Source organism: Streptomyces sp. NPDC005202, assembly GCF_040608235.1.
Classification (GTDB): Bacteria; Actinomycetota; Actinomycetes; order Streptomycetales; family Streptomycetaceae; genus Streptomyces.
Window position 1 is genome coordinate 41,793 of the sequence record NZ_JBEXHW010000012.1, and the last position, 24,648, is coordinate 66,440.

24 protein-coding genes and 2 pseudogenes are annotated in these 24,648 nt (G+C 72.5%); 14 read left to right on the forward strand and 12 right to left on the reverse strand.

The window, feature by feature from the left end; all coding sequences use genetic code 11:
* Nucleotides 1–31 precede the first annotated feature (31 nt).
* From ABZV31_RS19325 to ABZV31_RS19335, 3 genes are all read right to left on the reverse strand, one after another.
* Entirely contained in the window at nt 32–631 is a 600-nt protein-coding gene (locus ABZV31_RS19325) for a hydrogenase maturation protease (protein WP_355895125.1), read from the reverse strand.
* Nucleotides 628–2,337 (reverse strand): enoyl-CoA hydratase-related protein, encoded by a 1,710-nt coding sequence (locus ABZV31_RS19330; RefSeq protein WP_355895128.1) that lies wholly within the window; start codon nt 2,335–2,337, stop codon nt 628–630. The genes ABZV31_RS19325 and ABZV31_RS19330 overlap by 4 nt, the downstream gene beginning before the upstream one ends.
* Before the next feature lie 66 nt (nt 2,338–2,403).
* The gene (locus ABZV31_RS19335; protein ID WP_355895130.1) at nt 2,404–2,550 is read right to left on the reverse strand and encodes a hypothetical protein; all 147 of its coding nucleotides are present in this window, start codon (nt 2,548–2,550) and stop codon (nt 2,404–2,406) included.
* Nucleotides 2,551–2,884: 334 nt separating this feature from the next.
* On the opposite strand from ABZV31_RS19335, the gene ABZV31_RS19340 reads away from it, so the two are divergent.
* Nucleotides 2,885–3,250: a transglycosylase family protein gene (locus tag ABZV31_RS19340; RefSeq protein ID WP_355895133.1), complete on the forward strand. Its 366-nt coding sequence runs from the start codon at nt 2,885–2,887 to the stop codon at nt 3,248–3,250.
* Nucleotides 3,251–3,271: 21 nt separating this feature from the next.
* On the opposite strand, the pseudogene ABZV31_RS19345 reads toward ABZV31_RS19340, so the two are convergent.
* The 3 genes and pseudogenes from ABZV31_RS19345 to ABZV31_RS19355 all read right to left on the reverse strand — a co-directional run.
* Nucleotides 3,272–3,421 (reverse strand): annotated as a pseudogene (locus tag ABZV31_RS19345) (aldehyde dehydrogenase family protein); the annotation flags it as partial.
* Nucleotides 3,422–3,486: 65 nt separating this feature from the next.
* Nucleotides 3,487–4,368 (reverse strand): YegS/Rv2252/BmrU family lipid kinase, encoded by an 882-nt coding sequence (locus ABZV31_RS19350; RefSeq protein ID WP_355895136.1) that lies wholly within the window; start codon nt 4,366–4,368, stop codon nt 3,487–3,489.
* Nucleotides 4,369–4,422: 54 nt separating this feature from the next.
* Entirely contained in the window at nt 4,423–6,018 is a 1,596-nt protein-coding gene (locus ABZV31_RS19355; RefSeq protein WP_355895139.1) for an FAD-binding oxidoreductase, read from the reverse strand.
* 118 nt (nt 6,019–6,136) lie between these two features.
* On the opposite strand from ABZV31_RS19355, the gene ABZV31_RS19360 reads away from it, so the two are divergent.
* Together ABZV31_RS19360 and ABZV31_RS19365 are read left to right on the forward strand one after the other, a co-directional pair.
* Nucleotides 6,137–6,736, forward strand: coding sequence for a TetR/AcrR family transcriptional regulator (locus ABZV31_RS19360; RefSeq protein WP_355895142.1), 600 nt, complete (start codon nt 6,137–6,139; stop codon nt 6,734–6,736).
* Complete coding sequence (locus ABZV31_RS19365) at nt 6,733–8,331, forward strand: glycerol-3-phosphate dehydrogenase/oxidase (protein ID WP_355895144.1); 1,599 nt, start codon at nt 6,733–6,735, stop codon at nt 8,329–8,331. The genes ABZV31_RS19360 and ABZV31_RS19365 overlap by 4 nt, the downstream gene beginning before the upstream one ends.
* 800 nt (nt 8,332–9,131) lie before the next feature.
* Here the strand turns inward: ABZV31_RS19365 and ABZV31_RS19370 are convergent.
* Nucleotides 9,132–9,659 carry a hypothetical protein gene (locus tag ABZV31_RS19370; RefSeq protein ID WP_355895147.1) on the reverse strand — a complete coding sequence of 176 codons (528 nt, stop codon included), beginning with the start codon at nt 9,657–9,659 and terminating at the stop codon, nt 9,132–9,134.
* Nucleotides 9,660–10,232: 573 nt separating this feature from the next.
* On the opposite strand from ABZV31_RS19370, the gene ABZV31_RS19375 reads away from it, so the two are divergent.
* The 4 genes from ABZV31_RS19375 (at nt 10,233) to ABZV31_RS19390 (ending at nt 12,930) form a co-directional block, all read left to right on the forward strand.
* Nucleotides 10,233–10,907 carry a lipoprotein gene (locus tag ABZV31_RS19375; RefSeq protein WP_355895150.1) on the forward strand — a complete coding sequence of 225 codons (675 nt, stop codon included), beginning with the start codon at nt 10,233–10,235 and terminating at the stop codon, nt 10,905–10,907.
* Nucleotides 10,908–11,183: 276 nt separating this feature from the next.
* Nucleotides 11,184–11,876 (forward strand): hypothetical protein, encoded by a 693-nt coding sequence (locus tag ABZV31_RS19380; RefSeq protein ID WP_355895152.1) that lies wholly within the window; start codon nt 11,184–11,186, stop codon nt 11,874–11,876.
* The gene (locus ABZV31_RS19385; RefSeq protein WP_355895155.1) at nt 11,873–12,160 is read left to right on the forward strand and encodes a hypothetical protein; all 288 of its coding nucleotides are present in this window, start codon (nt 11,873–11,875) and stop codon (nt 12,158–12,160) included. The genes ABZV31_RS19380 and ABZV31_RS19385 overlap by 4 nt, the downstream gene beginning before the upstream one ends.
* On the forward strand, nt 12,157–12,930 hold the full coding sequence (locus tag ABZV31_RS19390; RefSeq protein WP_355895157.1) for a metallophosphoesterase: 774 nt from the start codon (nt 12,157–12,159) through the stop codon (nt 12,928–12,930). Before ABZV31_RS19385 ends, ABZV31_RS19390 begins: the two co-directional genes overlap by 4 nt.
* A 177-nt stretch (nt 12,931–13,107) precedes the next feature.
* On the opposite strand, the gene ABZV31_RS19395 is transcribed toward ABZV31_RS19390, so the two are convergent.
* Nucleotides 13,108–13,491, reverse strand: coding sequence for a DUF4440 domain-containing protein (locus ABZV31_RS19395; protein WP_355895160.1), 384 nt, complete (start codon nt 13,489–13,491; stop codon nt 13,108–13,110).
* Between the two features lie 444 nt (nt 13,492–13,935).
* On the opposite strand from ABZV31_RS19395, the gene ABZV31_RS19400 reads away from it, so the two are divergent.
* Both ABZV31_RS19400 and ABZV31_RS19405 read left to right on the forward strand, forming a co-directional pair.
* On the forward strand, nt 13,936–14,400 hold the full coding sequence (locus ABZV31_RS19400; protein WP_355895162.1) for a low molecular weight protein-tyrosine-phosphatase: 465 nt from the start codon (nt 13,936–13,938) through the stop codon (nt 14,398–14,400).
* Nucleotides 14,397–15,275 carry a fructosamine kinase family protein gene (locus ABZV31_RS19405; RefSeq protein WP_355895164.1) on the forward strand — a complete coding sequence of 293 codons (879 nt, stop codon included), beginning with the start codon at nt 14,397–14,399 and terminating at the stop codon, nt 15,273–15,275. The genes ABZV31_RS19400 and ABZV31_RS19405 overlap by 4 nt, the downstream gene beginning before the upstream one ends.
* A gap of 31 nt (nt 15,276–15,306) precedes the next feature.
* On the opposite strand, the gene ABZV31_RS19410 is transcribed toward ABZV31_RS19405, so the two are convergent.
* Both ABZV31_RS19410 and ABZV31_RS19415 read right to left on the reverse strand, forming a co-directional pair.
* Complete coding sequence (locus ABZV31_RS19410) at nt 15,307–15,768, reverse strand: SRPBCC family protein (protein WP_355895166.1); 462 nt, start codon at nt 15,766–15,768, stop codon at nt 15,307–15,309.
* Between the two features lie 48 nt (nt 15,769–15,816).
* Nucleotides 15,817–16,190, reverse strand: a pseudogene (locus ABZV31_RS19415) (alkaline phosphatase family protein); the annotation flags it as partial.
* A 40-nt stretch (nt 16,191–16,230) separates the two neighbouring features.
* Here ABZV31_RS19415 and ABZV31_RS19420 point away from each other — a divergent pair.
* The 5 genes from ABZV31_RS19420 to ABZV31_RS19440 all read left to right on the forward strand — a co-directional run bounded on the left by ABZV31_RS19420 (nt 16,231) and on the right by ABZV31_RS19440 (nt 22,325).
* Nucleotides 16,231–16,455: a hypothetical protein gene (locus tag ABZV31_RS19420; RefSeq protein WP_355895169.1), complete on the forward strand. Its 225-nt coding sequence runs from the start codon at nt 16,231–16,233 to the stop codon at nt 16,453–16,455.
* A 470-nt stretch (nt 16,456–16,925) separates the two neighbouring features.
* A complete protein-coding gene (locus tag ABZV31_RS19425) occupies nt 16,926–17,399 on the forward strand; it encodes a hypothetical protein (protein ID WP_355895170.1) in 474 nt (157 codons plus the stop codon).
* A gap of 201 nt (nt 17,400–17,600) precedes the next feature.
* On the forward strand, nt 17,601–18,293 hold the full coding sequence (locus ABZV31_RS19430) for a GAF and ANTAR domain-containing protein (RefSeq protein ID WP_355895172.1): 693 nt from the start codon (nt 17,601–17,603) through the stop codon (nt 18,291–18,293).
* Between the two features lie 298 nt (nt 18,294–18,591).
* A complete protein-coding gene (locus ABZV31_RS19435) occupies nt 18,592–21,354 on the forward strand; it encodes a SpoIIE family protein phosphatase (RefSeq protein ID WP_355895175.1) in 2,763 nt (920 codons plus the stop codon).
* Nucleotides 21,355–21,482: 128 nt separating this feature from the next.
* Entirely contained in the window at nt 21,483–22,325 is an 843-nt protein-coding gene (locus ABZV31_RS19440; RefSeq protein WP_355895177.1) for a chitosanase, read from the forward strand.
* A 97-nt stretch (nt 22,326–22,422) separates the two neighbouring features.
* On the opposite strand, the gene ABZV31_RS19445 is transcribed toward ABZV31_RS19440, so the two are convergent.
* On the reverse strand, nt 22,423–22,659 hold the full coding sequence (locus tag ABZV31_RS19445) for a hypothetical protein (protein ID WP_355895179.1): 237 nt from the start codon (nt 22,657–22,659) through the stop codon (nt 22,423–22,425).
* A gap of 125 nt (nt 22,660–22,784) precedes the next feature.
* Nucleotides 22,785–24,620, reverse strand: a complete 1,836-nt coding sequence (locus tag ABZV31_RS19450; protein WP_355895181.1) for a glycoside hydrolase family 15 protein — start codon at nt 24,618–24,620, stop codon at nt 22,785–22,787.
* Nucleotides 24,621–24,648: the final 28 nt, after the last annotated feature.

Sequence of the window (24,648 nt, forward strand, 5' to 3'; positions counted from 1 at the left end):
AGTCGGCTCGGGGCGAACGGATGTCCGCCCTCTACGGATCCTCGGGTCCGTCGGCCGCGAGGTACGGGAGACGAGCCGTGTGCGGCTGTGCGGATTCCTTCGGGTGGCCCAACGGCGGTGTGGCCGCGGGGTCGGAGAGCAGGACCGGCACCATGGTGTGCAGCGCCTCCACGGCCCGGTCCACGGCCTCCCGCACGGGCGCGCTGAGCCCGGCGACGACGTCCTCGTCGCCCCGCGGCCGCACCTGGGGCTCGCAGGCGAGCACGAGGACGCGCGGCAGCGGCCCGTCGCCCAGGTGCGCGGCCAGGGCGAGCACCTTGGCCGGGTCCATGCCGTGGGCTTCCGGCGGGGCCGCAGCGGCCGTGCCGTCAGGGAGTTCCGGCTCGATCAGGGACAGGGTGCCGGGTTGGTGGCCGCGCGGTGCGGCGTCGACCAGGACGGCGGTGTCGTATCCGTCCAGCAGCGTGTAGGCGAGGTCCAGGCCGCGGATGCCGAAGTCCCTCACCCGTACCCCGGCCGGCAGGGGGCGGGAGTCGAGGGCCCGGATCACTTCGGGGCCGAAGGCGTCGTCGGCGAGGAAGATGTTGCCGACGCCCGCGACCAGCAGACGCGTGGGAGGCGGAGGGGTCACCGGGTGCCCCCGGTGAGCGGCGCGTCGGCCGGGGCCAGGGGACGGGCGGAGCCGCTCGGCACCTTGCGGACGAACGCCGAGCGCAGCGCGTGGTAGGGGGCCCGGGGGTCGAAGAAGATCTCGTGCATGCGGACGAGTTCGGCGCGGCGGTACTCCGCGAGGGGCCGTACCGCCTCGTCCCGCTCGCGCGCCGCCGCCTTGGCCGCGATGCGCCGCCCGAGGTCCGGAGCTTCGGTGAGCGCGGCCGCCATGCGGTCGACCTCGGCGGTGAACTCCCGTGCCGGGACGGGCACCAGACGGTCCACCAGTCCGAGGGCGGCCGCGCCGGCGGCGCTCACCGGCAGGGCCTCGGTCGTCAGCCGCTCGGCCGTCCGGGCGCCGACCCGGCGCGGCAGGCTGTACGTCCAGAACTCCGAGCCGTACAGGCCCATCCTCCGGTAGTGCGGGTTGAGGACGGCGCCCGTGCGGCACCACACCTCGTCCGTGGCGAGCGCGAGCATGACGCCGCCGGCCGCCGCGTTTCCGCCGAGCGCGGCGACCACCAGCCGGTCGGTGGTGCGCAGCACCGCCTCCACCAGGTCGTTCATGGCGTTGAGGTTGGTCCACGACTCCGCGGCCGCATCGGGGGCCGCCTCGATGACGTTCAGGTGGATGCCGTTGGAGAAGAAGTCCCGGGCTCCGCCGAGCACCAGCACCGAGGTGGGGCGGGTGAGCGCATAGCGGTAGGCGGCGAGCAGCCTGCGGCACTGGTCGGTACTCATCGCCCCGCCGGGGAAGGAGAACATCACGAAGCCGACGTCGCCGCGCTGCCGGTAGCGGATGTCGGACCAGGTGCGCCTTTGGGCGGGCAGTTCGAGCGGTAGGGGCGCCTCCGGGAGGGACAGCGGGGCGAGGACCGAGGCGGCCGGGCGTTTGAAGGGCGCCGGGTCGCCGGAGCTCTTCCGCGGCCGGAGTTCCGGGATCCACACGGCGCCGTCCCGGGTGGCCCGGCACACCGCTCCCGCCCGCGTGGCGAGCAGCTCGCCGGGGCGTCCGCGCAGCTGGTCCTCGGGGTGGCCGCCGTGCAGGAACACCTCCCGGCCGAGGAGTTCGTCCAGTACCCCCGGCTGCGAGTCGGCCCCGCGGAGCTGGCGCAGCACCGTCTCGGTGCTGTCCCTCTCCCAGTCGATGCGCCGCTGCTCCTGGCGCAGGACGTCGCGCCACACGACGCGGATCGAGGGACCGCTCTGCGGCTGCGGTTTGAAGGAGCCGTCGGCGTACCGCTGCACGGCCACGAGCACGGCGGCCACGGCGGCGTCGGAGACCTCGTTGCGGTACAGGTCGCTCTTGCCCACCGGGGCCGCCTCGAACGGCACCGCCGCCCAGACGTCGCCCGCGTCCATGGCCGCCTCGGCCTGTAGCACTGTCACGCCCCAGTACGCTGCTTCCTCGGCGATCGCCCAGTCCAGGGACGACGGGCCGCGGTCGCCGGGCGGCCCCGGGTGCACGATGAGACAGGTGTGCTCCCGCCACACGTCCTCGGGCAGCGCCGTCTTCAGCATCGGCGCGATGATCAGCTCCGGGCGCCTCTCGCGTGCGGCGGTACGGATCGCCTCGGCGCCGTGCGGGGCGAGCACGACGTCCACCCGGTGCCCGTGGTCCGACAGTTCGGCGTGGACGCGCTGGGAAAGGCTGTTGAAAGCGCTGGCGACGAGCAGAATGTCCATGACGCGGCATGTTCGCCGGTTCGGTGGGGGCCGGGAAGGACCGCGACGGCGTTTCGCCCGCCTCCGTCAGGTCTCTTCCTCCATCCGGATCGAATTCTTCAGGTTCTCGAAGGCGCTGCTGCTGTCGTCCTTGTTCATCTCCAGCAGAGCTCGGGAGATCGCGTCGAGCTTGCGCTGTATCGCGTGCTCGGCGCGCATCTCGGCGTTCTTCAACAGCGCGAGCAGCAGCAGCGACAGCGGTCATGGACTCGCCCGCCAGCAGCAGCAGTTCGATGCGCAGGTGGGCCATGTAGGCGGCGGCGAAGGGGCCGACCAGGAGCAGGCAGACCAGGAAGAAGACCGGGGAGCTGGTGAAGCATGAGGCATACTCGGCGAACTGCTCGAACCGGCCGCGTCTGGGGCCGCCGCGGTGAACGGGACTCTTGAACGTCATGCGCGACCCTCACCCCGCTCTCGACGCCGACGGCCCCCGCCCACGCCTCGGACGGTCCCGGGATCCGGCGCGTCACTCCCCTACTTCCTGTTCATGCGATGTAACTGTATGAACATGATCTTGCAGCAGAACACCGGCATGGCCACCAGCCGTCACGGTCGTCGCCGCGGAGTCCGGACGGCACTGCTCCTGCTCACGACCGCCACGGCGCTGTCCGCCGGACCGGCGGCAACAGCGCTCCCGTCCGGCGGTGTCCGTCCCAACTGGGATGCCATCGCCGCATGTGAGTCCAGCGGCAACTGGAGGGCGAACACCGGCAACGGGTACTACGGCGGGCTGCAGTTCCGCCAGTCCAGCTGGGTTGCAGCCGGTGGCCTGAAGTACGCCCCACGGCCGGACCTGGCCACCCGCGGCGAACAGATCGCCGTGGCCAGGCGGCTGGCCGCCCTCCAGGGGATGTCGGCCTGGACCTGCGCCTGAGTCCGACTCGCACCCCGTTGATCAGAACGGGTAGTGCGCCTGCTGGGTCGCGATGGTCACCCAACGGGTGCTGGAGAACGCCTCGATGCCCCACCACCCGCCGAACCGCCCGTACCCGGAGGCCTTGACGCCGCCGAACGGGGCGTGGGGTTCGTCGGCCACGGACTGGTCGAGCCTCCGGAAGCACCGCCCCGGCGAGTTGGCTCCGTGCGTCCGGCGCAGTGGCGGCACGGCGGTCAGCACAGCACGGCGAGCGCGCCGGGGAGTACTCGGGCCGTGACGGGGAGGACGGCTTCGACCTCGCCGTCGGCGCCGTAGGGCACGTCGCGGTCGGCCGCGATGTGGATCTCCCTGCCCCGCAGGATCCGCACTTCGGGCCGGTCGATGTGCGCGCCCGACTTGAGCTCGTTCATCAGGGTGAAGAAGAGCCGGCGCGGCGCCTCACGGATCACCACCACGTCGAGCAGTCCGTCGTCGAGGCGGGCGCCGGGGGCGATCATGCGGCCGGAGCCGTAATAGGCCGAGTTGGCGGCCACCACGGTGTAGCCGCGGTACGTGTGTTCCTCGCCGTCGACGGTGACGCGGTAGGTGGCCGGACGCCATGTGGCGACGGCCCGCAGTCCGCCGGCGTAGTAGGAGGCGGCGCCGCGCAGCAGCTTGGCGTGGTTGGCGTGCCGGTTGGCGAGCGCGTCGACGCCCGCGTACACGCTGCCGAGGACGACGGTGCGGCGGTGGACTGCCGACTCCACCTCGATGGTGTCGACGAGGCGCGGGGTGTTGTGGAGCAGGATCCGCGCCAGCGCGGACGGGTCGGCGGGCAGTCCGAGTGCGCGGGCGAAGTCGTTGCCGCGGCCGGCCGGGACGAGGCCGAAGAGGGTGCCGGTGCCGCTGAGGGCCCCGCCGATGCCGCCGGCGATGCCGTCGCCGCCGACGGCGAGAACAACGCGTTGCCGCTCTCCGGCCTGCCGGGCGAGGTCCTGCGCATGGGCCAGGCTGCGGCTGTACTCGGTCTCCAGCTCGGCCCCCGCCTCGCGGAGGAGTCCGGCCACCTGCAGCAGCGCCGCGGCCCCGCTGGATCCGCCCGCGGTGGGATTGACGATGGCGGTGAACTGTCGCATCGGTGAGCCTCCGGGGCGGAAAGCGGGGTCGTGGGCGGGTGGTGTGGCGGAGTGTCAGTCGAGGGGCAGGAGGACGCCGGGGTTGAGCAGTCCCGCGGGGTCCAGTCGGCGTTTCACGGCCCGCAGGGCCTCGATGCCGAGCTCTCCGGCCTCCCGGACGTACCAGTCGCGGTGGTCGGTGCCCACACCGTGGTGGTGGCTGATCGTGCCGCCCGCGGCGATGATCGCCTCGTTGGCGGCACGCTTGGCGGGCACCCAGTGCGCCACGGGGTCCTCGCCCTGGGCCGAGACCACGGTGAAGTACAGCGAGGCGCCGTTCTCGTAGACGTGCGAGATGTGGCACATCACCAGCGGCGGGGTGCCGGCGTCGGTGAGCGTGGCGGTGAGCGCCTCGCGGACGGAGGCGTACAGCTCGGGGATGCGGGACCAGAAGGCGGCGGTCTCCAGGGTCTCGGCGAACGCGCCGGCGTCCAGGAGGGAGTCGCGCAGGTACGGCGCCGAGTAGCGGCCGTGGGCCCAGCGTTCTCCCGGTTCCTCACCGACGTACGTGCCGCCGCCCTCGCGCAGGACGGCCGCCGCCCGCTCCCTGCGGTACGTGGTGTCCTCCGCGGTGCCCTCGTAGCCGGCGATCGCCAGGCATCCGGCGGCCTGCTGCGCGCCCGCGGAGCCGATGGCGTCGGGCTGGGCGAGGCCGATGAGCGTCTCCGTCTCGTCGGACAGGCGCAGCACGGTCGGCCGTGGCCCGTCCTGGGCGAGGCGGCGCAGTGCGGCCGCGCCCTCGTCGAAGGAGGCGAAGCGCCAGCCTTCGTAGACGCGGGTCTGCGGGACCGGGCGCAGGCGCACGGTCACCGAGGTGATGACGCCGAACGCCCCTTCGGAGCCGAGGACGAGCTGGCGCAGGTCGGGTCCGGCCGCCGAGCGCGGGGCGCGGCCGACGTCGAAGGTGCCCTCGGGCGTGGCGAGGGTGAGGCCGAGCACCATCTCGTCGAACCGGCCGTAGCCGGCGGACGCCTGTCCGCTGGAGCGGGCGGCGGCGAATCCCCCGATGGTGGCCCACTCGTAGGACTGGGGGAAGTGGCCGAGGGTGAAGCCGTGCTCGGCGAGCAGCGCTTCGGCCTGCGGGGCGCGCAGCCCGGGCTGCAGGGTGGCGGTGCGGGAGACGGGGTCGAGGGCGAGCAGGCCGTCCATGCGGCGCAGGTCCAGCGCGACGAAGGGGCGCCGCCGCTCGGGGGCGAGGCCGCCGACGACGGAGGTGCCGCCGCCGAAGGGGACGAGGGCCAGGTCGTGCTCGGTGCAGACCCTCAGGACGGCGAGTACGTCGTCGTGGCTCGCGGGCAGGACCACGGCCGCCGGGATGTCGGCGACGTCGCCGCCGCGGATCCGCAGCAGGTCGGGGGTCGACTTGCCGCGGGTGTGGCGGATCCGGCTCTCCGGGTCGGTGCGCACGTGCGCCTCGTCGCCGACGGCGTCGAGCAGGGCCCGGCGGGCGGCAGGGTCCAGTGGCGACTCCGGAACGGGGATCTGGTCCAGGGCGACCGGTTCGGTGCCGCGGGGCTTGACCCCGAGCAGATCGCGCAGCAGGCCGATCACCGTGTCGGGCAGCGGTGTGGCCTTGGCCGGGTCGCCCCAGCCGCTCCACAGCATGTCCATGGGGGTTGTTCCTCACCGGTCGTGTCGAAGGGTGCCGCCGTGTCCTGCGCCGTTCCGCTCCTGCGGCGTTCCGCAGGGATTCTCCTGCACAGCCCCACGGGGCGTTACACTGTGACACATGACGCCTATTCGTCACAACACCTCGGACAGCGATCCCGTACTCGACGCCGTGCGCGACTGCGTCCTGGCCGTGGGTGTCCGCCGCACCACCCTGACCGACGTGGCCCGCCGCGCGGGCGTCTCCCGGATGACGCTCTACCGGCGCTGGCCCGACGTGCGGTCCCTGGTCGGCGACCTGATGACCCGGGAGTGGGTCGCGGTGGCCACCGGGTCGATGCCCGAGCGCCGCCCGGAGACGGACGCGCGCACACTGATCGTCGACGGGCTCGTGGCCGGCGTGGAGGCGTTCCGCGCCCATCCGCTCTTCCGCAAGATCGTGGACGTCGACCCCGAGCTGCTCCTCCCCTACGTGCTGGACCGGCGCGGGGCCAGCCAGGAGGCCCTCCTCGGCCTGCTCGCCGACGCCCTGCGCGAAGGCCACGCCGACGGATCGGTGCGCCCCGGCCACCCCCAACGACAGGCCCGCTCCCTGCTCCTGATCGTCCAGTCCTTCACCCTGTCGCTGCGCACGATGACCGACGAGGACGACCCCGACCTGACCACCGAGGCCTTCCTCGCAGAACTGCGGACGATCCTGGAGAGGACCCTGACGCCATGACCTCCGGCAGCAGCCCCGCCACGTCGGCGCACCCGGCTCCGGGATCGTCCCTGACCGCCGCCCGCCGCTCAGCTGAACTGGCCCGCACCGTCGGCGGTCCGCCCGTGGACGTCCTGGTCGTCGGCCTGGGCGCGACCGGCGCCGGAGTCGCCCTGGACGCCGCGGCCCGCGGACTGACCGTCGCCGCCGTCGACGCCCACGACCTGGCCTTCGGCACCTCCCGCTGGAGCTCCAAGCTCATCCACGGCGGACTGCGTTACCTCGCCTCCGCCCAGCTGGATGTCGCCCACGAGAGCGCGGTGGAGCGCGGTGTGCTGATGGAGCGCACCGCTCCCCACCTGGTCGGCGCCCAGCCATTCGTGCTGCCCCTGAATCCTCTGGTCTCCCGCGGCCAGGCCGCCCTGGCCCGGGCGGGCTTCCGCGCGGGCGACGCCCTGCGCCTGTCGGCGCGCACCGCCCGCGCCACCCTGCCGGCGCCGCGCAGGCTGTCCGCGGTGGAAACCCGCCACCTCGCCCCCGCCCTGCGCGGCACCGGCCTGCGCGGCGGCCTGTTGTCCTGGGACGGCCGCCTCACCGACGACGCCCGCCTGGTCACCGCGATCGCCCGCACGGCCGCGGCACACGGCGCCCGGATCCTGACCCGGGTGCGGGCGCTGGAACTCACCCGGTCCGGGGCCCGGATACGCGACGAACTCACCGGCGAAGAGGGCGAGATCCGGGCCCGCGCCGTGATCAACGCCTCCGGCGTGTGGGCGGGCGGCCTGGTGGACGGCATCCGGGTACGGCCCTCCCGCGGCACCCACCTCGTCCTGCGGTCGGACCACCTCGGTCCCCTGCCCGCCGGCCTGCACATCCCGGTCCCCGGGGAGACCAACCGCTTCGTTCTCGTCCTGCCGCAGGGCGACGGCCGGGTCTACGTCGGTCTCACCGACGAACCCGTCGAGGGTGGCATCCCGGACGTCCCCGAGGTGCCCGAGACCGACATCGGCTTCCTGCTGGACGTCCTCGGCTCCGCCCTGGACGTCCCGGTCCACCGCAACGACGTGGTGGGCGCCTTCGCGGGCCTGCGTCCGCTGCTGGACACCACGCCGACGGCCGGTTCCGGCGCGGCGCCCCGTACCGCCGACATCTCCCGCAGGCACGCGGTGCTCACCTCGCCGGACGGCGTGATCACCGTGGTCGGCGGCAAGCTCACCACCTACCGGCGCATGGCCGAGGACGCCGTCGACGCCGCCGTCGCCACCCACCGCCTCGCCGCGGGCCCCTCCCCCACCGCCTCCGTCCCCCTCGTCGGCGCGGCAGCACCGCACGTCCTCGCCGCCCTGGAGGCACCGCGCCGCCTGATCCGGCGCTACGGCACCGAGGCGCCGGCCGTCCACGCCCTGGGCGCACACGATCCACGCCTGCGCGAACCCGTCCTGGAGGGCCATCCCGTCACTCACGCCGAACTCGTGTGGGCCGTACGCCACGAGGGTGCGCTCGACGAGGCCGACCTCCTCGACCGGCGCACCCGCATCGGCCTGGTCCCGGACGACCGCGCTGCGGCGCTGAACGCCGCGCAGGAGGCGTTGGGCGAGACGCTGGGGCGCCGGTGAGCTACTTGGTAGTGACCGCTGGGGCGGCCCTGGTACCCGCGCGGCGCAGGCCGCGAGCCCGGGGGGTCGCGAGCCGGGGGTCGGACCGCGAGCCGGAGGCCGCGAGCCGGGGATCGGACCGCGAGCCGGAAGTCGCAAGCCGAAGGTCGCAAGCCGAAGGTCAGGCCGCAACGCCGGACGTCGCGAGCCGGAGGCCGCGAGCCGGGGATCGGACCGCGAGCCGGAGGCCGCGAGCCGGGGATCGGACCGCGAGCCGGAGGTCGCGAGCCGGGGATCGGACCGCGAGCCGGAGGCCGCGAGCCGGGGATCGGGCCGCGAGCCGGAAGTCGCAAGCCGAAGGTCGCAAGCCGAAGGTCAGGCCGCAACGCCGGAGGCCGCGAGCCGAGGGTCGGACCGCGAGCCGGAGGCCGCGAGCCGGGGATCGGACCGCGAGCCGGAGGCCGCGAGCCGGGGATCGGACCGCGAGCCGGAAGTCGCAAGCCGAAGGTCGCAAGCCGAAGGTCAGGCCGCAACGCCGGACGTCGCGAGCCGGGGATCGGACCGCGAGCCGGAGGCCGCGAGCCGGGGATCGGACCGCGAGCCGGAGGTCGCGAGCCGGGGATCGGACCGCGAGCCGGAGGTCGCGAGCCGGGGATCGGACCGCGAGCCGGAGGCCGCGAGCCGGGGATCGGACCGCGAGCCGGAGGCCGCGAGCCGGGGGTCGCCAGCCGGGGGTCGGACCGCGAGCCGGAGGCCGCGAGCCGAGGGTCGGACCGCGTGCCGGAGGTCGCGAACCCAGGGCGGAACGGCCGTTTCATGTCTCAGGCGGCGAGCGGCTGCTCCGGACTGAGGCGGTCCAGCAGCTCGGCGCGGTGCAGGGCGGCCACCGGCGCGAGAAGGTCGGGGTGGCGCAGCAGCGCCGCCGCCCGCCGGTCGCGTTCGTCGGGCTCGACCAGGCGCCGGAACTCGATCGGCGTACCCGCCGTGTGGGCGCTGTCGGCGACCGCGGCCACCGCCAGGCCAACCAGTTCGGGGTCGGTGAGCAGGCAGGCGGCCCAGCTCGCCACGACCTCGTCCACCCAGGTGCGCCATGCGTACGCGTCCGGGTCGTCGCCCTCGACGCCGTCGGCGCCGCTGATCCAGTCCAGGCGGGCGGAGCCCCCGGGGCCGGCCATCCCGACCAGCGCGGCGTCCATCGGCGTCGGATATCGCAGCCAGGCCGCGACCGTCACCGCCTGGCGCGCCTGCACCTCACACAGGACGGAGGCCAGCGCGCCACCGGACGACGGGTACGCACTGGTCAGCCATTGGGCGGTCGCAGCGATGAGCGGCGAGAGATCTTCGAGCACTACCGGGCCGTTCGAGCTGGAACACGGACAAACTGGAACACGGACAAAAGGGCTCGTGAAACGGTAGCTCGCGCCCCGGGGCGAGCGACACGGCCCAAGCCGCCTCCGGGACGTGGCTTCGGCCACATCGAGCAGAGGCGGCTCGGAGTGACAGTGCGTGTCGAGGTGGCCGGTGGGTGCCGGTCAGGCAGTGGCGGTGAAGCGTTCCCAGACACGATGGGCTCCCAGGAGCTCGGTGAGCTGCTCCAGGGTGGCGGTCCCGGTGTCACCGAGGATCACGCCGGGCGCGTCGGGTGGGGACGCCGGCGGCCTCGAGGGCGGCCTCGGTGCCCTTCCAGGCCCCGATGGTGAGGGCGCAACGAGGGAGTGAACTGGCGAGCCGGTACGGCCCGTGCGGAGCCGTCGTACCGCCCCACCGGGCTCCGCAGCGCCGGGGGCGCAGTCGTCACCTCGTCCCCTCCCCTCGTGCCCGGCCGCTCCAACCGCCCCTGCGCGTACCCACACCCGGGCACTCAAGGCATGCAGAACCAGCCTCGGTTACAGTGATCCGCCTGCAGCGAGGGGAGAGACGCCGTGCGGGTCGGGGCGGGGACGGTGTGGCGGGGCCTGGTCCCCGTGGTGGTGCTGGGCGGGGTGCTGACGGGCTGCTCGCAGACACAGCAGGAAGGCGCGACGGCGGGCACGAGCGCGTCGGCGACGGCGGCAGCGGGTGCGGCCGGCCAGGCCGCCAGGAGCGGCGGGACCATCGGGTCCTCCGATTCAGCCTGTGAGCTCCCGGTCACCTTCGACGTCGCCGAGGACTGGAAGGCGAAGGCCGTCGACTCCGGTACGGCCGAGGGCACCGCCGCCGACGACGGCTCCGGAATGCCCGAAGAGGTCGCGGACGCGCTCCTCACCGCAGCCTGCGAGATCGACGCCAAACCCGCCGGGCACATCGGCTTCCTGCGCGTCTGGACCGGCGACCGGAGCGGCGACGACTCGCGCACGGTGCTGAAGGCCTTCGTGGCGGCCGAGGGCTCCACGCGACAGGAGAAGTACCGCACGTTCAGGACAGGGAGCCTCACCGGCGTCGAGGTCGAGTACCTCTGCACGAGCAAGATCCTGGACGAGTCCAAGAAGGAACGCGCCCTCGCCGTCACCACTCCCCAGGGACCGGTCGTCCTGCACCTCGGCGGGCTGGACACCGAGGAACACGATCAGATGCTCCCCGCCTACGAACTCGCCAAGAAGACCCTGCGCACCGCCTGACCCTCACATGCCCGGGCCACGAGCGAGGTCGGCCGCAACCGGCTGGCCGGCCGGTCCGGGAGCGGGTCATCTCGTGCACCGCAACGCCGGACCGACAGCCGCAAAACCGCCCCCGACTCACGAGTACGGCATGCCACGCCGCCCCTCGAGCGATCACGGCAGCCGCACAGTCCCGTGCCGTGTCGAAGCGGGGGCGTCGGGTACCCGACGGGAGCATGCGAGGCCATCCAGGCCCCGACAGGCAGCCGACTGTTCGGTTCGGTGAACGGAGTGGTCATGGCACGCAACGAAGGTGACGCGGCGCCCGCCCGGCGAGCGGGACTCCCCGACCTTCGTCTGGCGCCGGGCGGGGCCGAGCAACCGTCGCCGCACGAACCGCAGCCGAAGGGGCAGACGCTGCCCCGTGATCGCAACCAGGCGATTCTGGAGGCCGCCAAGCAGGTGGGCGCCTTCCTCAAGAAGAAGGGGCACGCGTTCGCACTGGCCGGAAGCGTCGCCGTCTATGCCCACGGCGGCAGCGAGAACCTGCAGCACGACGCCGATTTCTGCGTGCGGCCCGAGGACGCCGAGGCGGTGGCGGACACCCTTCGCGAAGGCGGCCTGACGGTCTACACGCCGCCGGAGGACTGGCTGCTCAAGGCCAAGTGCTTCGACCAGGACATCGACATCATCTTCGAGCTGGCCCACCAGCCCGTCTCCCCGGCGATGCTCAACCGGGCCGAGGAGCTCTCGGTCGACTCGGTGCACATGCCCGTACTGGCGCCCACCGACCTGCTGTGGAGCCTGATCGCCGCCTTCTCCGAACACCACTGCGACTTCGGCGCCGTCCTGCCCATCGCACGCGCGCTGCGCGAGAAGGTCGACTGGGACCGCGTCCGACACGCCTGCGGGGACGAGCCCATGCCCGCCGCCTTCTTCTTCCTTCTCGAACGCCTGAACGTCATCGCCCCGCAAGAGGAGCAGCCATGACCCACCACGGCGGAGAGCACGCACCGGCCGCTCCCCCGGCCCAGAACCTGGAGTACCGCGTCGCCCATCTCAGGGACCGCATCGCCGGCGGACCCCTGGGAGAGCTGGGCGTACGGCTGGAGGTGCGCGGCGAGGCGGTGCTGCTGACCGGCACGGTTCCTTCCGCGCATTGCCGCGACGAGATCTGCCGCATCGTCAACGAGGAACTGGCCGGGCACCCCGTGCACTGCGACGTCGTGGTCAGCGACACCTCCTCTCCCGATCACGCGGAGGACCTTGCATGATCCGGATCGCAGCCGTCGGAGACATCCACATGGGCACCGAGAGCCAGGGTGTGCTCCGTCCCGCATTCGAGACGCTGCCCGAGTGCGCCGACGTCCTGCTGCTGGCCGGGGACCTCACCCGGCACGGCACGCCGGAAGAGGCCCGGGTGGTGGCACGGGAGATCCAGGACCTGGCGGTTCCGGTCGTGGCGGTCCTCGGCAACCACGACCACCACCACGAGAGGCCGGAGGAGGTCACCGCCATCCTCGAGGACGTCGGCGCACAGGTACTGGAGGGGCGCGGAACCGTCGTGGCCTGTGGCGACGAGCGCATCGGCGTCGCCGGCACCAAGGGGTTCGGCGGCGGATTCGTCGGCCGCAGCGCCGACGAGTTCGGCGAGCCGCTGATGAAAGAGTTCGTCCGGTACACACGCCGCTGCGCCGACGCGCTGCGTACGTCCCTGGAACAGCTGGAGGAGCAGGGCTGCGACGTGCGGGTCGCCCTCACCCACTACTCCCCCGTGCCCGAGACACTCGCGGGCGAACCCCTGGAGATCTATCCGTTCCTCGGCAGCTACCTGCTCGCCGAGGCGATCGACACGGCCGGCGCCGACCTCGCCGTCCACGGGCACGCGCACGCCGGCACGGAGAACGGCATGACCAGCGGCGGCGTGAGGGTGCGTAACGTCGCACAACCAGTCATCGGGCGAGCTTTCCACCTCTACCACCTGCACGCGCGTGAACCGATCACCGCCGGCGCGTCCGGAGCGTCCGGGGAGAGGTCCGGCTGACCGCCACTCTGCACGCGCGTGGACCGATCACCGCCGGCGCGTCCGGGGAGAGGTCATCTCGTCGCCCGGCTCCCCGCACCGCTCGACGCCAAGCTCACGGCCGCCGCGGCGGAGCAGCCCGAGTCCTACTCACCGACTGACGGCCTTGGTTCGGGAGGCGTGTCCGGCTCTGCCGCCTTATTCCATCTCCGGCGGGACGGGCGTGGCCTGCTGGTAGTACATCTGCCAGCCCGCCCCCTCGCTGCGTCTGCGCCAGAGCGAACTGCGGCGTGTCCGCCGGCCGTTGATCGTGGTCCCGTAGGTGAGGTGCACCAGCCCGGGCGCCAGCAGGACGCCGGTGATGTCCAAGGGCTCGTAGCAGGGACGGTCCTCAGAACTGCCCGCCATCTCCGGCAACGCGGCAAGCATCTGGTCATAGGTCCATCGCCGCCCCGAGGCACCGACCTCGACGAACTCCGGGTCCAGCAGCTCCCGGGCCATCGACCGTGACGCCCGCACGGTGGGGTCCATCAGCCGCGGTTCGCCCGCGACGGCCGTACTCACCGCGTCCGATTTGGGCATCTTCTCCCAAGCCGCCGACCCCGTGGCAACCGAATTCGCGCCGCGCGTCTTCGCCCGGCGGGTGCTGTCTCTCCGCGTGAAGGCAGAGACCCAGAGTGACCCGCCTCACTCACAAGGTCGCGCAGATTCGTCCGGCAACCCGCAACCTCGGGCGGGCTCGCACGTCGGACTCGGCCCGCGCCGGCCCCCGCTCCGGCTACGGCACACCCAACACCCGCCCCCACCCCCGGCGACGGGCACCCGCCACACCAGCCCCCACCCCGGCGCACCCCACACCGGCGCCCGTCACATCGTGACGCCGACCGTGGCCGGCATTCGTCGCCAGGAGCAGGTCCGGGTCCCGGCCGGGCCACCCGAGGTGGTCAAAGGACGTCGTCCGGCCGACCGAGGTCGCCCCGGCGCCCGGCGCGGGCGGTGTCCGGACGGCACTCGTACCCTGGGGCCGTGCACATCTGTTTCGTCTGCAGCGGGAACATCTGCCGGTCGCCGTCCGCCGCGCTGGTCTTCGCCGAGCACCTGCGCCGGGCGGGGCTGGACCGGGCGGTGCGGGTCAGCAGCGCCGGCATCGGCCCGTGGCACGTCGGGGAGCCCATCGACGAGCGGGCCGGAGAGGTGCTGGCCCGGCACGGCTACCCGGTCGAGCACCTCGCCGCGCAGGTCGGTGCCGAGCATCTGGACGCCGATCTGTTCCTGGCCATGGACCGCGGTCACGAGAAGGCACTGCGCCGCCTCGTCGACGACCCGTCCCGGGTGCGGTTGCTGCGGTCCTTCGATCCGGACGCGACGGGCGATCTGGACGTACCCGATCCGTACTACGGCGGCCCGGAGGGGTTCGACGAGGTGCTGGCCATGATCGAAGCCGCGGTGCCCGGTCTGCTCGCCTGGGTGCGCGAGCGTCTCGCGTCATGACCGCCCGTCCGGTGACCGGCCGCGGCAAGGGCCCGGGCGCCGCGGCGGCCCGGCTGACCGGGCGTCCGGTGATGGGTGAGCGCCCGCTGTCCGGATCGCTCGCCGAGGTCACCCTCGACGGCGGGCAGGTGGTGGTCGTCAAGCGCGGCGACACTCCCGGCGCGGTGCGGGCCGAGGCCGCGGGACTGCGCTGGCTCGCCGACGCGGGCGCGGTGCGGGTCCCTGCGGTCCACGGCGAGGACGGGCGGTGGCTGGTGACCGACCGGATCCCGTCGGGCCGGCCGAGTCCGCAGGCGGCGGTCCGGTTCGGCCGCGACCTCGCCGCCCTGCACGCCGCCGGCGCGCCCGCGTTCGGCGCCCCGCCGCCCGGCGGCCCCGAGGAGGCGTACATCGGGCTCGCTCCGATGCGCAACGCCCCCGGCAGCGACTGGCCGCGCTGGTACGCCGAGCACCGGGTGCTGCCCTACCTGCGCCGCGCGGTCGACGACGGCACCCTGCGCTCCGCCGAGGCGGCCGTGGTCGAACGCGTCCTGGAGCGGCTGCCCGAGCTGGCGGGCCCCGCCGAACCGCCCGCACGGCTGCACGGCGACCTGTGGAACGGCAACGTGCTGTGGGGCGCCGACGGTCAGGCCTGGCTGATCGACCCGGCCGCGCACGGCGGACACCGGGAGACCGACCTGGCGATGCTCCACCTGTTCGGCTGCCCGCACCTGGACCGGGTGCTCGACGGATACCAGGAGGCGGCTCCGCTCGCCGACGGCTGGGCGGACCGCATCGGGCTGCACCAGCTCTTCCCGCTGCTGGTGCACGCGGTGCTGTTCGGCCGCGGCTACGCCGAGCAGGCGGTCGCGGCGGCCCGGGCCGCCTGTCCGTGACCCCCCGCTCTCTCCCCCTGACGTGTGCCGGCTACTCGTTCGCCTCGACCAGCCGAGCCAGTTTGTCCAGGGCCATGCGCGTGCCCAGTTCGTTGTCCTCGCGGGGCACGACGTCGGGAATGCCCTCGTGCACGACAAGGACGTCGGTCGCGCCGTTCACCTCGGTGAGGGACGTCGTCATCGTCATGGTGCCGCGCAGGGCGGGGTCGTCGGTCTCGAACTCGATCACCTCGACGACCAGTTCGTCGGGCACGAGCCGCGCGAAGTGGCCTCGGTAGGTGTCGGTGCGCGCGCCCGACTTGCCGGTGCCGCCCGGCTCGTCGTAGGTGAGGGACACCCGGAAGGCGCCTTCCTCTCGGGGATCGAACGCGTGCACGTGGCCGGTCATGCCGTCGGGGACGCGCCATCTCGCCACCGCGTCCGGGTCGACGAGCGCCCGGTAGACCTGGGCCGCGGGCGCCTTCACACGCCGGGAGACTCTCGTGGCGTACATGGGCGCACCGTATCGCTACCGCGGGACGCTCCCACAGGGCGCCCGCCCCGGCAGGTGGTCCGGGTGCTCCGACGTAGCTGGTCGGCATGATCCAGGACGCGGCCGGAAGGCGGTCATTGCGCGCGTCGTCCTCGAAGGTGCCCTCCGGCTGGGGTCGTACGCCCCGCTCGTACAGGCCGGAGCTGGGCTGCGCGTGTCGGGCCGAAGACCGAACAGAAGTAGCGGTCGCAGATGGTGAAGGTCTCGGCGAGCGCGAACTGGAACGGTATGTCCTCGTGCGTGTAATAGCCCGTCACCTAAGGGCCGTTGACGCCGTCGGCCTTGCGGTGCGCCGGCAGCCATCGGTCCCTCCTGCCGCCGTTCCACGCCTCGTGCTGCACCGACCAGGCGTGGCTCGTGGACGGGATGGCCTGCGCGCTGGCGCGCCAGCCGACCGCGCATGACCTCTCCGAAGGAGAGGTCATGATGTACGTCGCCGAGCGCGTCGCCCCCTACAAGCGGGTCCGGATGGTCACCTTCATCGACGCGGTGCCCCGCGCCGCCTCCGGGAAGATCCTGCGGCGGGAGCTGCGGAACCTGCGGGAACAGCAGCAGCGGGAACTCAAGGAGCAGTCGTGTGTGGGTGTCGAGATGGAAGGGAAGAAGGTAGCCCTTCCGCTCAAGAAGGCGCATTCACAGCCGAGTTGACAGGCCGTGGACTCCTGGGTTCGATGCGGGCGCGCTGGACGGCGCCGCGGCCCTCTGGCTCTCAGGCGTGCCGGCTGCTCCGGGTGAGGAACGGGCCACCGATCACTCTCTGCCCGCCTCGGCAGGGGCTGTCAGGGGCTGCCGGTGAACATGTGGCCGACGTGCGGCAAGGGGTTGGCCAAGCCGTGACCGGCGCCATCGGGGCGTTGCCGGGATGTTGCCTCGCCTTGGGAAACAGGTGGTGGCTCCATGAACCGGGGTGGAGCGGTGCCGGGTTGCGTGCGCACGGCCGCCAAGTCCCGTGGGTTGCCTCGCCGATGTCCCGATTCTGTCACCAAGTGACGCTTCAGCCCGTTCGGTTCTCCTCCCCCATCCCTGCGCGTGCTAAGAATTACCTCGTCACAGGCATGCGGGGGCGTCCTGTGTGCCATAGCGCCCGTGAGGGCCATAGGGGGAGAGGTATCACCGCAGTGAACCGCACGCGCACGACCGTTGCGGCCCTGGCCGCGGCCGGGGTCGTCACCGCCGCTCAGCTGGGCCTCGCCGGGGCTGCCTCCGCGGCGGCCGCCGCGCCGCAGAGCTCCGGCTGCCCGATCAACATCGTCTACCCGTCCCGGTTCTACGTGGACCACAACGGCTGGGTGACCAACGGCGGCCTGTACTTCGGCATCAAGAGCAAGACCACGAAGAGCTTCAAGAAGGTCACCTTCACGGTCACCAACGTCAAGAACATCCGCTTCGGCTCGGCGACGGCGAAGGGCGGCAAGATCAGCCACAAGACGTCGCAGACCGTCTCGGTCTACACCAAGACCTTCAAGGGGAAGGCGAGCCTCGGTTTCAAGGTCCGGACGCACCTGCTCAACACCCGGAGCTACAAGCTGAAGTTCACCCTGCACGGCAGCGGCTGGAACTGCGCGGTCAACCAGGGCACGTGGGGCTCCTGATCCCAGGACACCCGGACGGTCCTGAACCATCCCGATGCCCCGGCTCCCGCAGCCGGGGCATCCGCATGTGCGGCGCCACAACCATGATCGTCGGCAACGAACAGGGAAGCGGGCGCGAGGTAGGCTGCGAGAGCGAAGAGTAGTCCGCGGGCGACGTGTCACCCTTCACCGGTGGGCGCAGCCGGGAGAAGGCGGGTGCGGATGGACTGGCGCGAGTTCGCCGAACAGATGGCCCGTCTCGCCCGGCGTCTGCTGGCCCAGGACTCCCTTCAGGCGACGCTCGAAGAGATCGTCTCGGCGTCGGTCGAACTGGTCGAGGGGTGCGAGGCCGCGGGCGTCCTGACCTTGAGCAAGGGCCGCACCGTGACCCTCGCCGCGCACGGGGACTGGGTCGAGGAGTCCGACCGGCTGCAGGGGGAGCTCCGCGAGGGGCCCTGCTTCGACGCGGCCTGCCGCACCGACGGCGAGCGGATTTTCCGCATCGCCGACATGACGAAGCCGCAGCAGGGCTGGCCGCGTTTCGCGCCCGCCGCCCGGGACCTGGGCATCGGCAGCATGATGGGCTTCCTGCTGTACACCCATGACCAGGACTTCGGCGCGCTGGACTTCTACTCCCACCGCCCCGGCGCCTTCACCCGGGACAGCGAGACGGGAGGCTGGCTGCTCGCCTCGCACGCCGCCGTCGCGCTGGCCAGCGCCCGGACCGTCGACCAGCTCGAACACGCCCTGGAGACCCGTCACGCCATCGGTGAGGCCATGGGCATCCTGCGGGAACGCCACCGTCTCAGTGAGGAGGACGCATTCGCCGTGCTGCGCCGCCTCTCCCAGAACCACAACATCAAACTGCGTGACATCGCCCAGACCATCCGCGCGGACGCGCCCAGACAGGCCTGAGGGCCGCCCGCGGGACGACCGGCCGACCGCGGGCGCGAGCGGTGCCCGGCGCGTGGGCGACCTGCGACGCCCGGCGACGGCCGGTCAGGCATTCGCTGCGCGCCGCGTTCTCGCCGACGCCGGTCGGTCCGCCAGAACCTCGGCGTCGGCGTCCCGCTCCTGCTCACCATGCGGCGCCCCCTGCCCGGAGTGCAGCAGTGAGATCTCCCCCGGCGGCGCGCACGACACCGAAACCCGTCCCGTCGCAGACGGTGTGAGGGACCTCGCCTCGCGCAGCCGGGCAGTGTAGACATGGCACATGGTCCGGCTCCTGGGTCGAACCGGCACTCGGTCGGCCCGTCGTCCCAGCGATCAACGCGCTCAGCGCGCGCCCGGCCCTGCCCGGGAAGCGCGCGAGCGGACGGACGGGAGCCGGTCGTCCTGGTGGCGGTCCCCGGGGCTGCGGTCCGCGCTGGGCGGCCGCAGCGTCGCCGGGCAGGTGTTCGTGCTGCAGGTCGTCATCGTGCTGCTGCTGGTCGTGGCAGCGGTGGTGGCCCTGGTGCTCCAGGTGCAGCACGACAGCACCCAGGAGGCCCGTAGCCGGTCACTCGCCGTCGCCCAGACGTTCGCCAACGGTCCGGGCACCCGCGCGGCGCTGAGCGCCCCGAATCCGACGGCCCTCCTGCAGCCGCGGGCCGAGGCCGCCCGCAAGGCGGCCCACGTCGACTTCATCGTCGTGATGAACACCGACGGCATTCGCTACACCCACCCCAAGCCGGACCGCATCGGCAAGAAGTTCGTCGGCACCACCGAGCCCGCGCTGGCCGGGGACACCGTCGTCGAGGAGATCAACGGGACCATCGGACGTCTGGTGCAGGCCGTGGTTCCGGTCAAGGCACCGGACGGCACGGTGGTGGGCCTGGTGTCGGCCGGCATCACCACCAAGAACGTGGGCGGCGTGGCGAACCGGCAGCTGCCGCTCGTGCTGGTCGCCGCCGCCGCGGGGCTCGCCCTGGCCACGGCGGGAACGGCACTGGTGAGCGGCCGGCTGCTGCGCCAGACGCACGGGCTGGGCCCGCGCGAGATGACCCGCATGTACGAACACCACGACGCCGTCCTGCACTCCGTCCGGGAAGGCGTGATCATCGTCAGCGACGAGGGCGATCTGCTGCTCGCCAATGACGAGGCGCACCGCCTGCTCGACCTGCCCGAGGACGCCGAACGGCGGCACGTGCTCGACCTCGGCCTCGACCCCGACACCGCCGGCCTGCTGGCCTCCGGGCGGATTGCCACCGACGAAGTGCACCTGGTCGGCGACCGGCTGCTCGCGATCAACCAGCGGCCCACGGATCTCAAGGGCGGCCCGTCGGGCAGTGTCGCCACGCTGCGCGACTCGACGGAGCTGCGCGCCCTGTCCGGCCGCGCCGAGGTGGCGCGGGAGCACCTCACCCTGCTCTACGACGCCGGTGTGGGCGTCGGAACGACCCTGGACGTGACGCGGACCGCCGAGGAGCTGGCGGAGGTGTCCGTTCCCCGGTTCGCGGACTTCACCACCGTGGACCTGTACGACCCCGTCCTGAGCGGCGAGGACCCGGAACCCGGCTCCGCTCTGCGCCGTGCGGCGTCCAGCGGCATCCGCAAGGACGCTCCCCTGTACCCGGTGGGCGAGCAGATCCGCTTCGTCGCCTCGTCCCCGCAGGCGCACAGCCTGAGGACCGGCCGGCCCGTCCTCGAACCCCGCCTCGAGGCCGCCCCGGGCTGGCTCGCACAGGACCTCGAACGGACCGAGCAGGTGGTGGAGTACGGCATCCATTCGCTGATCACCGTGCCGGTGCGGGCGGGAGCCCTGCTGCTGGGCGTGGTCAACTTCTGGCGCTCGGAGAAGGCCGAGCCCTTCGACGCCGAGGAGCTGGCCCTCGCCGAGGAGCTGGTCGCCCGGGCCGCGGTGTCCATCGACAACGCGCGCCGCTACACGCGCGAGCACAGCATGGCCGTGACGCTGCAGCGCAGTCTGCTGCCGCGCAGTCTGCCCGAGCAGAGCGCCCTGGACATCGCCTACCGCTACCTGCCCGCGCAGGCGGGTGTGGGCGGGGACTGGTTCGACGTGCTGCCGTTGTCCGGCGCGCGCGTCGCGCTCGTCGTGGGCGACGTCGTCGGCCACGGGCTGCACGCCGCAGCCACCATGGGGCGGCTGCGCACGGCCGTCCACAACTTCTCCGCCCTGGACCTCCCGCCCGACGAACTGCTCGGATTGCTGGACGAAATGGTCGGTCGCATCGACCAGCACGAGACGGACAACGGCGGCAGCGCTCCCGTCGCCGGCGCGACCTGTCTGTACGCGATCTACGATCCGGTCTCCCGGCACTGCCTCGTCGCCCGCGCCGGGCATCCGCCGCCGGCCGTGATCCGGCCCGACGGCAGCGTCGCCTTTCCCGACGTGGCCGCCGGTCCCCCGCTGGGCCTGGGAGGTCTGCCGTTCGAGACGTCCGATCTCGTGCTGGACGAGGGCAGCCGGCTGGTGCTGTACACGGACGGGCTGGTCGAGGACCGGGAGCGGGACATCGACACCGGGCTGGCGGAGTTGCGCACGGCCCTGGAGGAGGCCGGCGAGTCGCCCGAGGAGACGTGCCGGGCCGTTGTCGACGTCCGGCTGCCGGCCCGGCCGAGCGACGACATCGCCCTGATCGTCGCCCGCACCCGGGCGCTGGGCGCCGAGCGGGTCGCCGAGTGGCAGGTTCCGGCGGACCCGGCGGCCGTCGCGGACGTGCGCGCCTCGGTGACCCGGCGGCTGGCTCAGTGGGGCCTGGACGAGCTGACGTTCACCACGGAACTCATCCTCAGCGAGCTGGTCACCAACGCGATCCGCTACGGCAGCGAGCCCATCCGGGTCCGGATGCTGCGCGACCGCGCCCTGATCTGCGAGGTCTTCGACAGCAGCGACACCTCGCCCCACCTGCGGTACGCGGCCACCACGGACGAGGGCGGGCGCGGCCTGTTCCTCGTCGCGCAGCTCGCCGAGCGCTGGGGCACCCGCTACATGCCCACCGGGAAGGTCATCTGGGCCGAGCAGCCCCTGCCCTGAGCTTCTTCTCGTTCGTTTCTACGAATGTGCCGTTCGAAGGGTGACCGCCTGCTTCACGTCTGATAGGAAACCTTCCTATCAGTACACGTACGGACCAACTCTCCCCCCCACCGTCACTTGGAGTCCCCGTGGTGCATCCCAACCGCGACACGACAGCCCCGGCCGGCGCCTCCCGCCGCACGGTCCTCGCCCTGATCGGCGCCTCGCTGGCCTCGGTCCCCCTCGTGAACGCCCCGCATGTCGCGGCGGCACCGGCGGCCGCGCCGGGCCTCGACGACCCGGCGAAGAAGGAGATCGCCATGCAGCTGGTGTCGAGCGCGGAGAACTCCTCGCTCGACTGGAAGGCCCAGTACAAGTACATCGAGGACATCGGCGACCGCCGCGGCTACACCGCCGGCATCATCGGCTTCTGCTCCGGCACCGGCGACATGCTCGACCTCGTCCAGCTCTACACCGACCGCAAGCCCGGCAACGTGCTGGCCAAGTACCTGCCGGCGCTGCGCCGGGTCAACGGCACCGATACGCACGACGGCCTCGACCCGAACTTCCCCGAGGACTGGCGCAAGGCGGCCCAGGACACGGCGTTCCAGCAGGCGCAGAACGACGAGCGCGACCGCGTCTACTTCAACCCGGCCGTACAGCAGGGCAAGGCGGACGGGCTGCGGGCGCTCGGCCAGTTCACGTACTACGACGCGATCGTCATGCACGGCGACGGCGACGACCCGACCAGCTTCCGCAACATCCGCAAGCGGGCCCTGCGCACCGCGAAGCCGCCGGCGCAGGGCGGCGACGAGGTGACGTACCTGAACGCGTTCCTCGACGCGCGGGTGTGGGCGATGAAGCAGGAGGAGGCCCACAGCGACACCACCAGGGTCGACACCGAGCAGCGGGTCTTCCTGCGCAAGGGCAACCTCGACCTGAACCCGCCGCTGGACTGGAAGGTGTACGGGGACAGCTACCACATCGGCTGACCCCGGCGCCGTACGCCCGCGGTGTGCGCGTGCGCGCGGACCGGGCCGGCCCGACAGCTCCCGTCGCGGGGCCCGGGCCGGCCCGGTGCAGGTGCCGTCAGCCGCCGTCCAGCCGCGAACGCAACAGTTGCTTGCCCAGTTCGGCGCCCTTGCGGCTGTCCGCCTGGGCCTTGCGGAACAGGTCCACGACCTCGTTGTCCTTGTCGCGCTCCGCGTCCTGGATGTACTGCTCCAGCCGCAGCGCGTTGCTCAGGCACGCCTCGACGAACCAGATCAGGTCGTAGTCCTTGTCCCGCGTACCAGTGACGTCACCGGTCTCGGTACCGCTTGTCATGCGGGCCTCCTCCTCGGTGGGGTCTTCGACATTCGTCTTCGGTGCGGCACCGGGTACCCTCGCGGGCCGCGGCACACACACCACCTGCACGAATGAGCGGGAAAGCCCCGAGCTCGCCGCCGGGCTCAGCCGAGGGCACGGTCGAGGTTGTAGGCGGCACTGATCAGGGACAGGTGCGTGAAGGCCTGGGGGAAGTTGCCCTGCTGTTCTCCGGTGTTGCTGATCTCCTCGGCGTACAGGCCCAGGTGGTTGGCGTAGGTCAGCATCTTCTCGAACGCCAGCCGGGCCTCGTCGAGGCGGCCGGCCCGGGTGAGGGCCTCGACGTACCAGAAGGAGCAGATGGAGAACGTGCCCTCGTCGCCACGCAGCCCGTCGGGGCTGGCCTGCGGGTCGTAGCGGTAGACGAGGGAGTCGGAGACCAGTTCCTCGGTCAGCGCGTCGAGGGTGGACAGCCACTTGGGGTCCGTGGGCGCGATGAACTTCGCCATCGGCATCATCAGGACGGCGGCGTCCAGCACGTCGCCGTCCTCGTACTGGGCGAACGCCTGCCGCTTCACGGACCAGCCGTGCTTCATGATCCGGCGGTAGATCGTGTCGCGGCACTGCCGCCAGCGCGGCAGGTCGGCGGGCAGGCCGCGGCGGTTGGCCAGCCGGATGGCGCGTTCGACGGCCACCCAGCACATCAGGCGCGAGTACAGGAAGTTCTTGCGGCCGCCGCGGGTCTCCCACACGCCCTCGTCGGGCTGGTCCCAGTGGTCGCAGACCCAGTCCACCAGCGCGCACACGTCGTCCCACTGGTCGCTGGAGATCGGCTGGGCCCACTTGTCGTAGAGGTAGATCGAGTCGATGAGGGCGCCGTAGATGTCCAGCTGGAGCTGGTCGGCGGCGGCGTTGCCGACCCGGACCGGGGCGGAGCCCTGGTGTCCCTCGAGGTGGCCCAGTTCGCGCTCGGGCAGTTCGGTGCGGCCGTCGATGCCGTACATGATCTGCAGCGGGCCCGCCGCCTTGCCGTCGCCCGGGCTGATGTGCCGGGTCAGGAACCGCATGAACGCCTCGGCCTCGCCGGTGAAGCCGAGCCGCAGCAGCGCGTACACGCAGAAGGCCGCGTCCCGGATCCACACGTAGCGGTAGTCCCAGTTGCGCTGGCCGCCGAGCTGTTCGGGCAGGCTCGTGGTGGGTGCGGCCACGATGGCGCCGGTCGGCGCGTGGGTGAGCAGCTTCAGGGTGAGGGCGGAGCGGTGGACCATCTCCCGCCAGCGGCCACGGTAGCGGGACTGCGACAGCCAGCGCCGCCAGTAGGCGACCGTGGCCGAGAACTGCTCCTCGGCCTCGGTGCGGGCACACCGGCGCGGCGTCACGTCGCCGCCGACCTGGTCGAGGGCGAAGACGGCCGACTCCCCCTCGGCGAGCTTGAAGTCCGCCCGCACGTCCGAGCCGTCGGTCTCCAGCGGCACGGTGGCCGTGAGGGCGAGCGACCGGTCCGCGGACTCGAACAGGGCCACGGCCCCGGTCATCCGGACGGTGTGCGGGTCGATGCCGTAGTTGAACCGCGGGGCCACCCGTGCCCGGAACGGAATGGTTCCCCGGACGCACACGACGCGCCGGATGAGCCGGTGCCGGGCGACCTCGGCCGAGTCGCCGGTCACCGGCATGAAGTCCTGCACCTCCCCGACGCCGTCCTCGGTGGAGAACCGGGTGATCAGCACGTTGGTGTCGGGGAAGTAGAACTGCTTGGTCCTCGCTCCCTGGGCCGCGGCGAGCTCGAAACAGCCGCCCCGCTCCGCGTCCAGGATCGACGCGAAGACACTGGGGTCGTCGAAGGAGGGACAGCAGTACCAGTCGATCGTGCCGTTGGTGCCGACGAGGGCGACGCTGCGCAGGTCGCCGATCAGGCCGTGCTCGGCGATCGGCAGGTAGCGGGGCGCGCCCGGTGTGGTCTGTGGGCTCGGAGTGTCGGCCATCGCAGCAGCCTCCCTGTCTGGGCGCGCG

What these genes read in the sequence shown, in the direction of transcription:
- ABZV31_RS19330 (WP_355895128.1), bottom strand. Translation starts at nt 2,337, where the DNA reads ATGGACATTCTGCTCGTCGCCAGCGCTTTCAACAGCCTTTCCCAGCGC.
- ABZV31_RS19340 (WP_355895133.1), top strand. Translation starts at nt 2,885, where the DNA reads ATGATCTTGCAGCAGAACACCGGCATGGCCACCAGCCGTCACGGTCGT.
- ABZV31_RS19350 (WP_355895136.1), bottom strand. Translation starts at nt 4,368, where the DNA reads ATGCGACAGTTCACCGCCATCGTCAATCCCACCGCGGGCGGATCCAGC.
- ABZV31_RS19355 (WP_355895139.1), bottom strand. Translation starts at nt 6,018, where the DNA reads ATGGACATGCTGTGGAGCGGCTGGGGCGACCCGGCCAAGGCCACACCG.
- ABZV31_RS19360 (WP_355895142.1), top strand. Translation starts at nt 6,137, where the DNA reads ATGACGCCTATTCGTCACAACACCTCGGACAGCGATCCCGTACTCGAC.
- ABZV31_RS19365 (WP_355895144.1), top strand. Translation starts at nt 6,733, where the DNA reads ATGACCTCCGGCAGCAGCCCCGCCACGTCGGCGCACCCGGCTCCGGGA.
- ABZV31_RS19380 (WP_355895152.1), top strand. Translation starts at nt 11,184, where the DNA reads ATGGCACGCAACGAAGGTGACGCGGCGCCCGCCCGGCGAGCGGGACTC.
- ABZV31_RS19385 (WP_355895155.1), top strand. Translation starts at nt 11,873, where the DNA reads ATGACCCACCACGGCGGAGAGCACGCACCGGCCGCTCCCCCGGCCCAG.
- ABZV31_RS19390 (WP_355895157.1), top strand. Translation starts at nt 12,157, where the DNA reads ATGATCCGGATCGCAGCCGTCGGAGACATCCACATGGGCACCGAGAGC.
- ABZV31_RS19395 (WP_355895160.1), bottom strand. Translation starts at nt 13,491, where the DNA reads ATGCCCAAATCGGACGCGGTGAGTACGGCCGTCGCGGGCGAACCGCGG.
- ABZV31_RS19405 (WP_355895164.1), top strand. Translation starts at nt 14,397, where the DNA reads ATGACCGCCCGTCCGGTGACCGGCCGCGGCAAGGGCCCGGGCGCCGCG.
- ABZV31_RS19410 (WP_355895166.1), bottom strand. Translation starts at nt 15,768, where the DNA reads ATGTACGCCACGAGAGTCTCCCGGCGTGTGAAGGCGCCCGCGGCCCAG.
- ABZV31_RS19420 (WP_355895169.1), top strand. Translation starts at nt 16,231, where the DNA reads ATGATGTACGTCGCCGAGCGCGTCGCCCCCTACAAGCGGGTCCGGATG.
- ABZV31_RS19430 (WP_355895172.1), top strand. Translation starts at nt 17,601, where the DNA reads ATGGACTGGCGCGAGTTCGCCGAACAGATGGCCCGTCTCGCCCGGCGT.
- ABZV31_RS19435 (WP_355895175.1), top strand. Translation starts at nt 18,592, where the DNA reads ATGGTCCGGCTCCTGGGTCGAACCGGCACTCGGTCGGCCCGTCGTCCC.
- ABZV31_RS19445 (WP_355895179.1), bottom strand. Translation starts at nt 22,659, where the DNA reads ATGACAAGCGGTACCGAGACCGGTGACGTCACTGGTACGCGGGACAAG.
- ABZV31_RS19450 (WP_355895181.1), bottom strand. Translation starts at nt 24,620, where the DNA reads ATGGCCGACACTCCGAGCCCACAGACCACACCGGGCGCGCCCCGCTAC.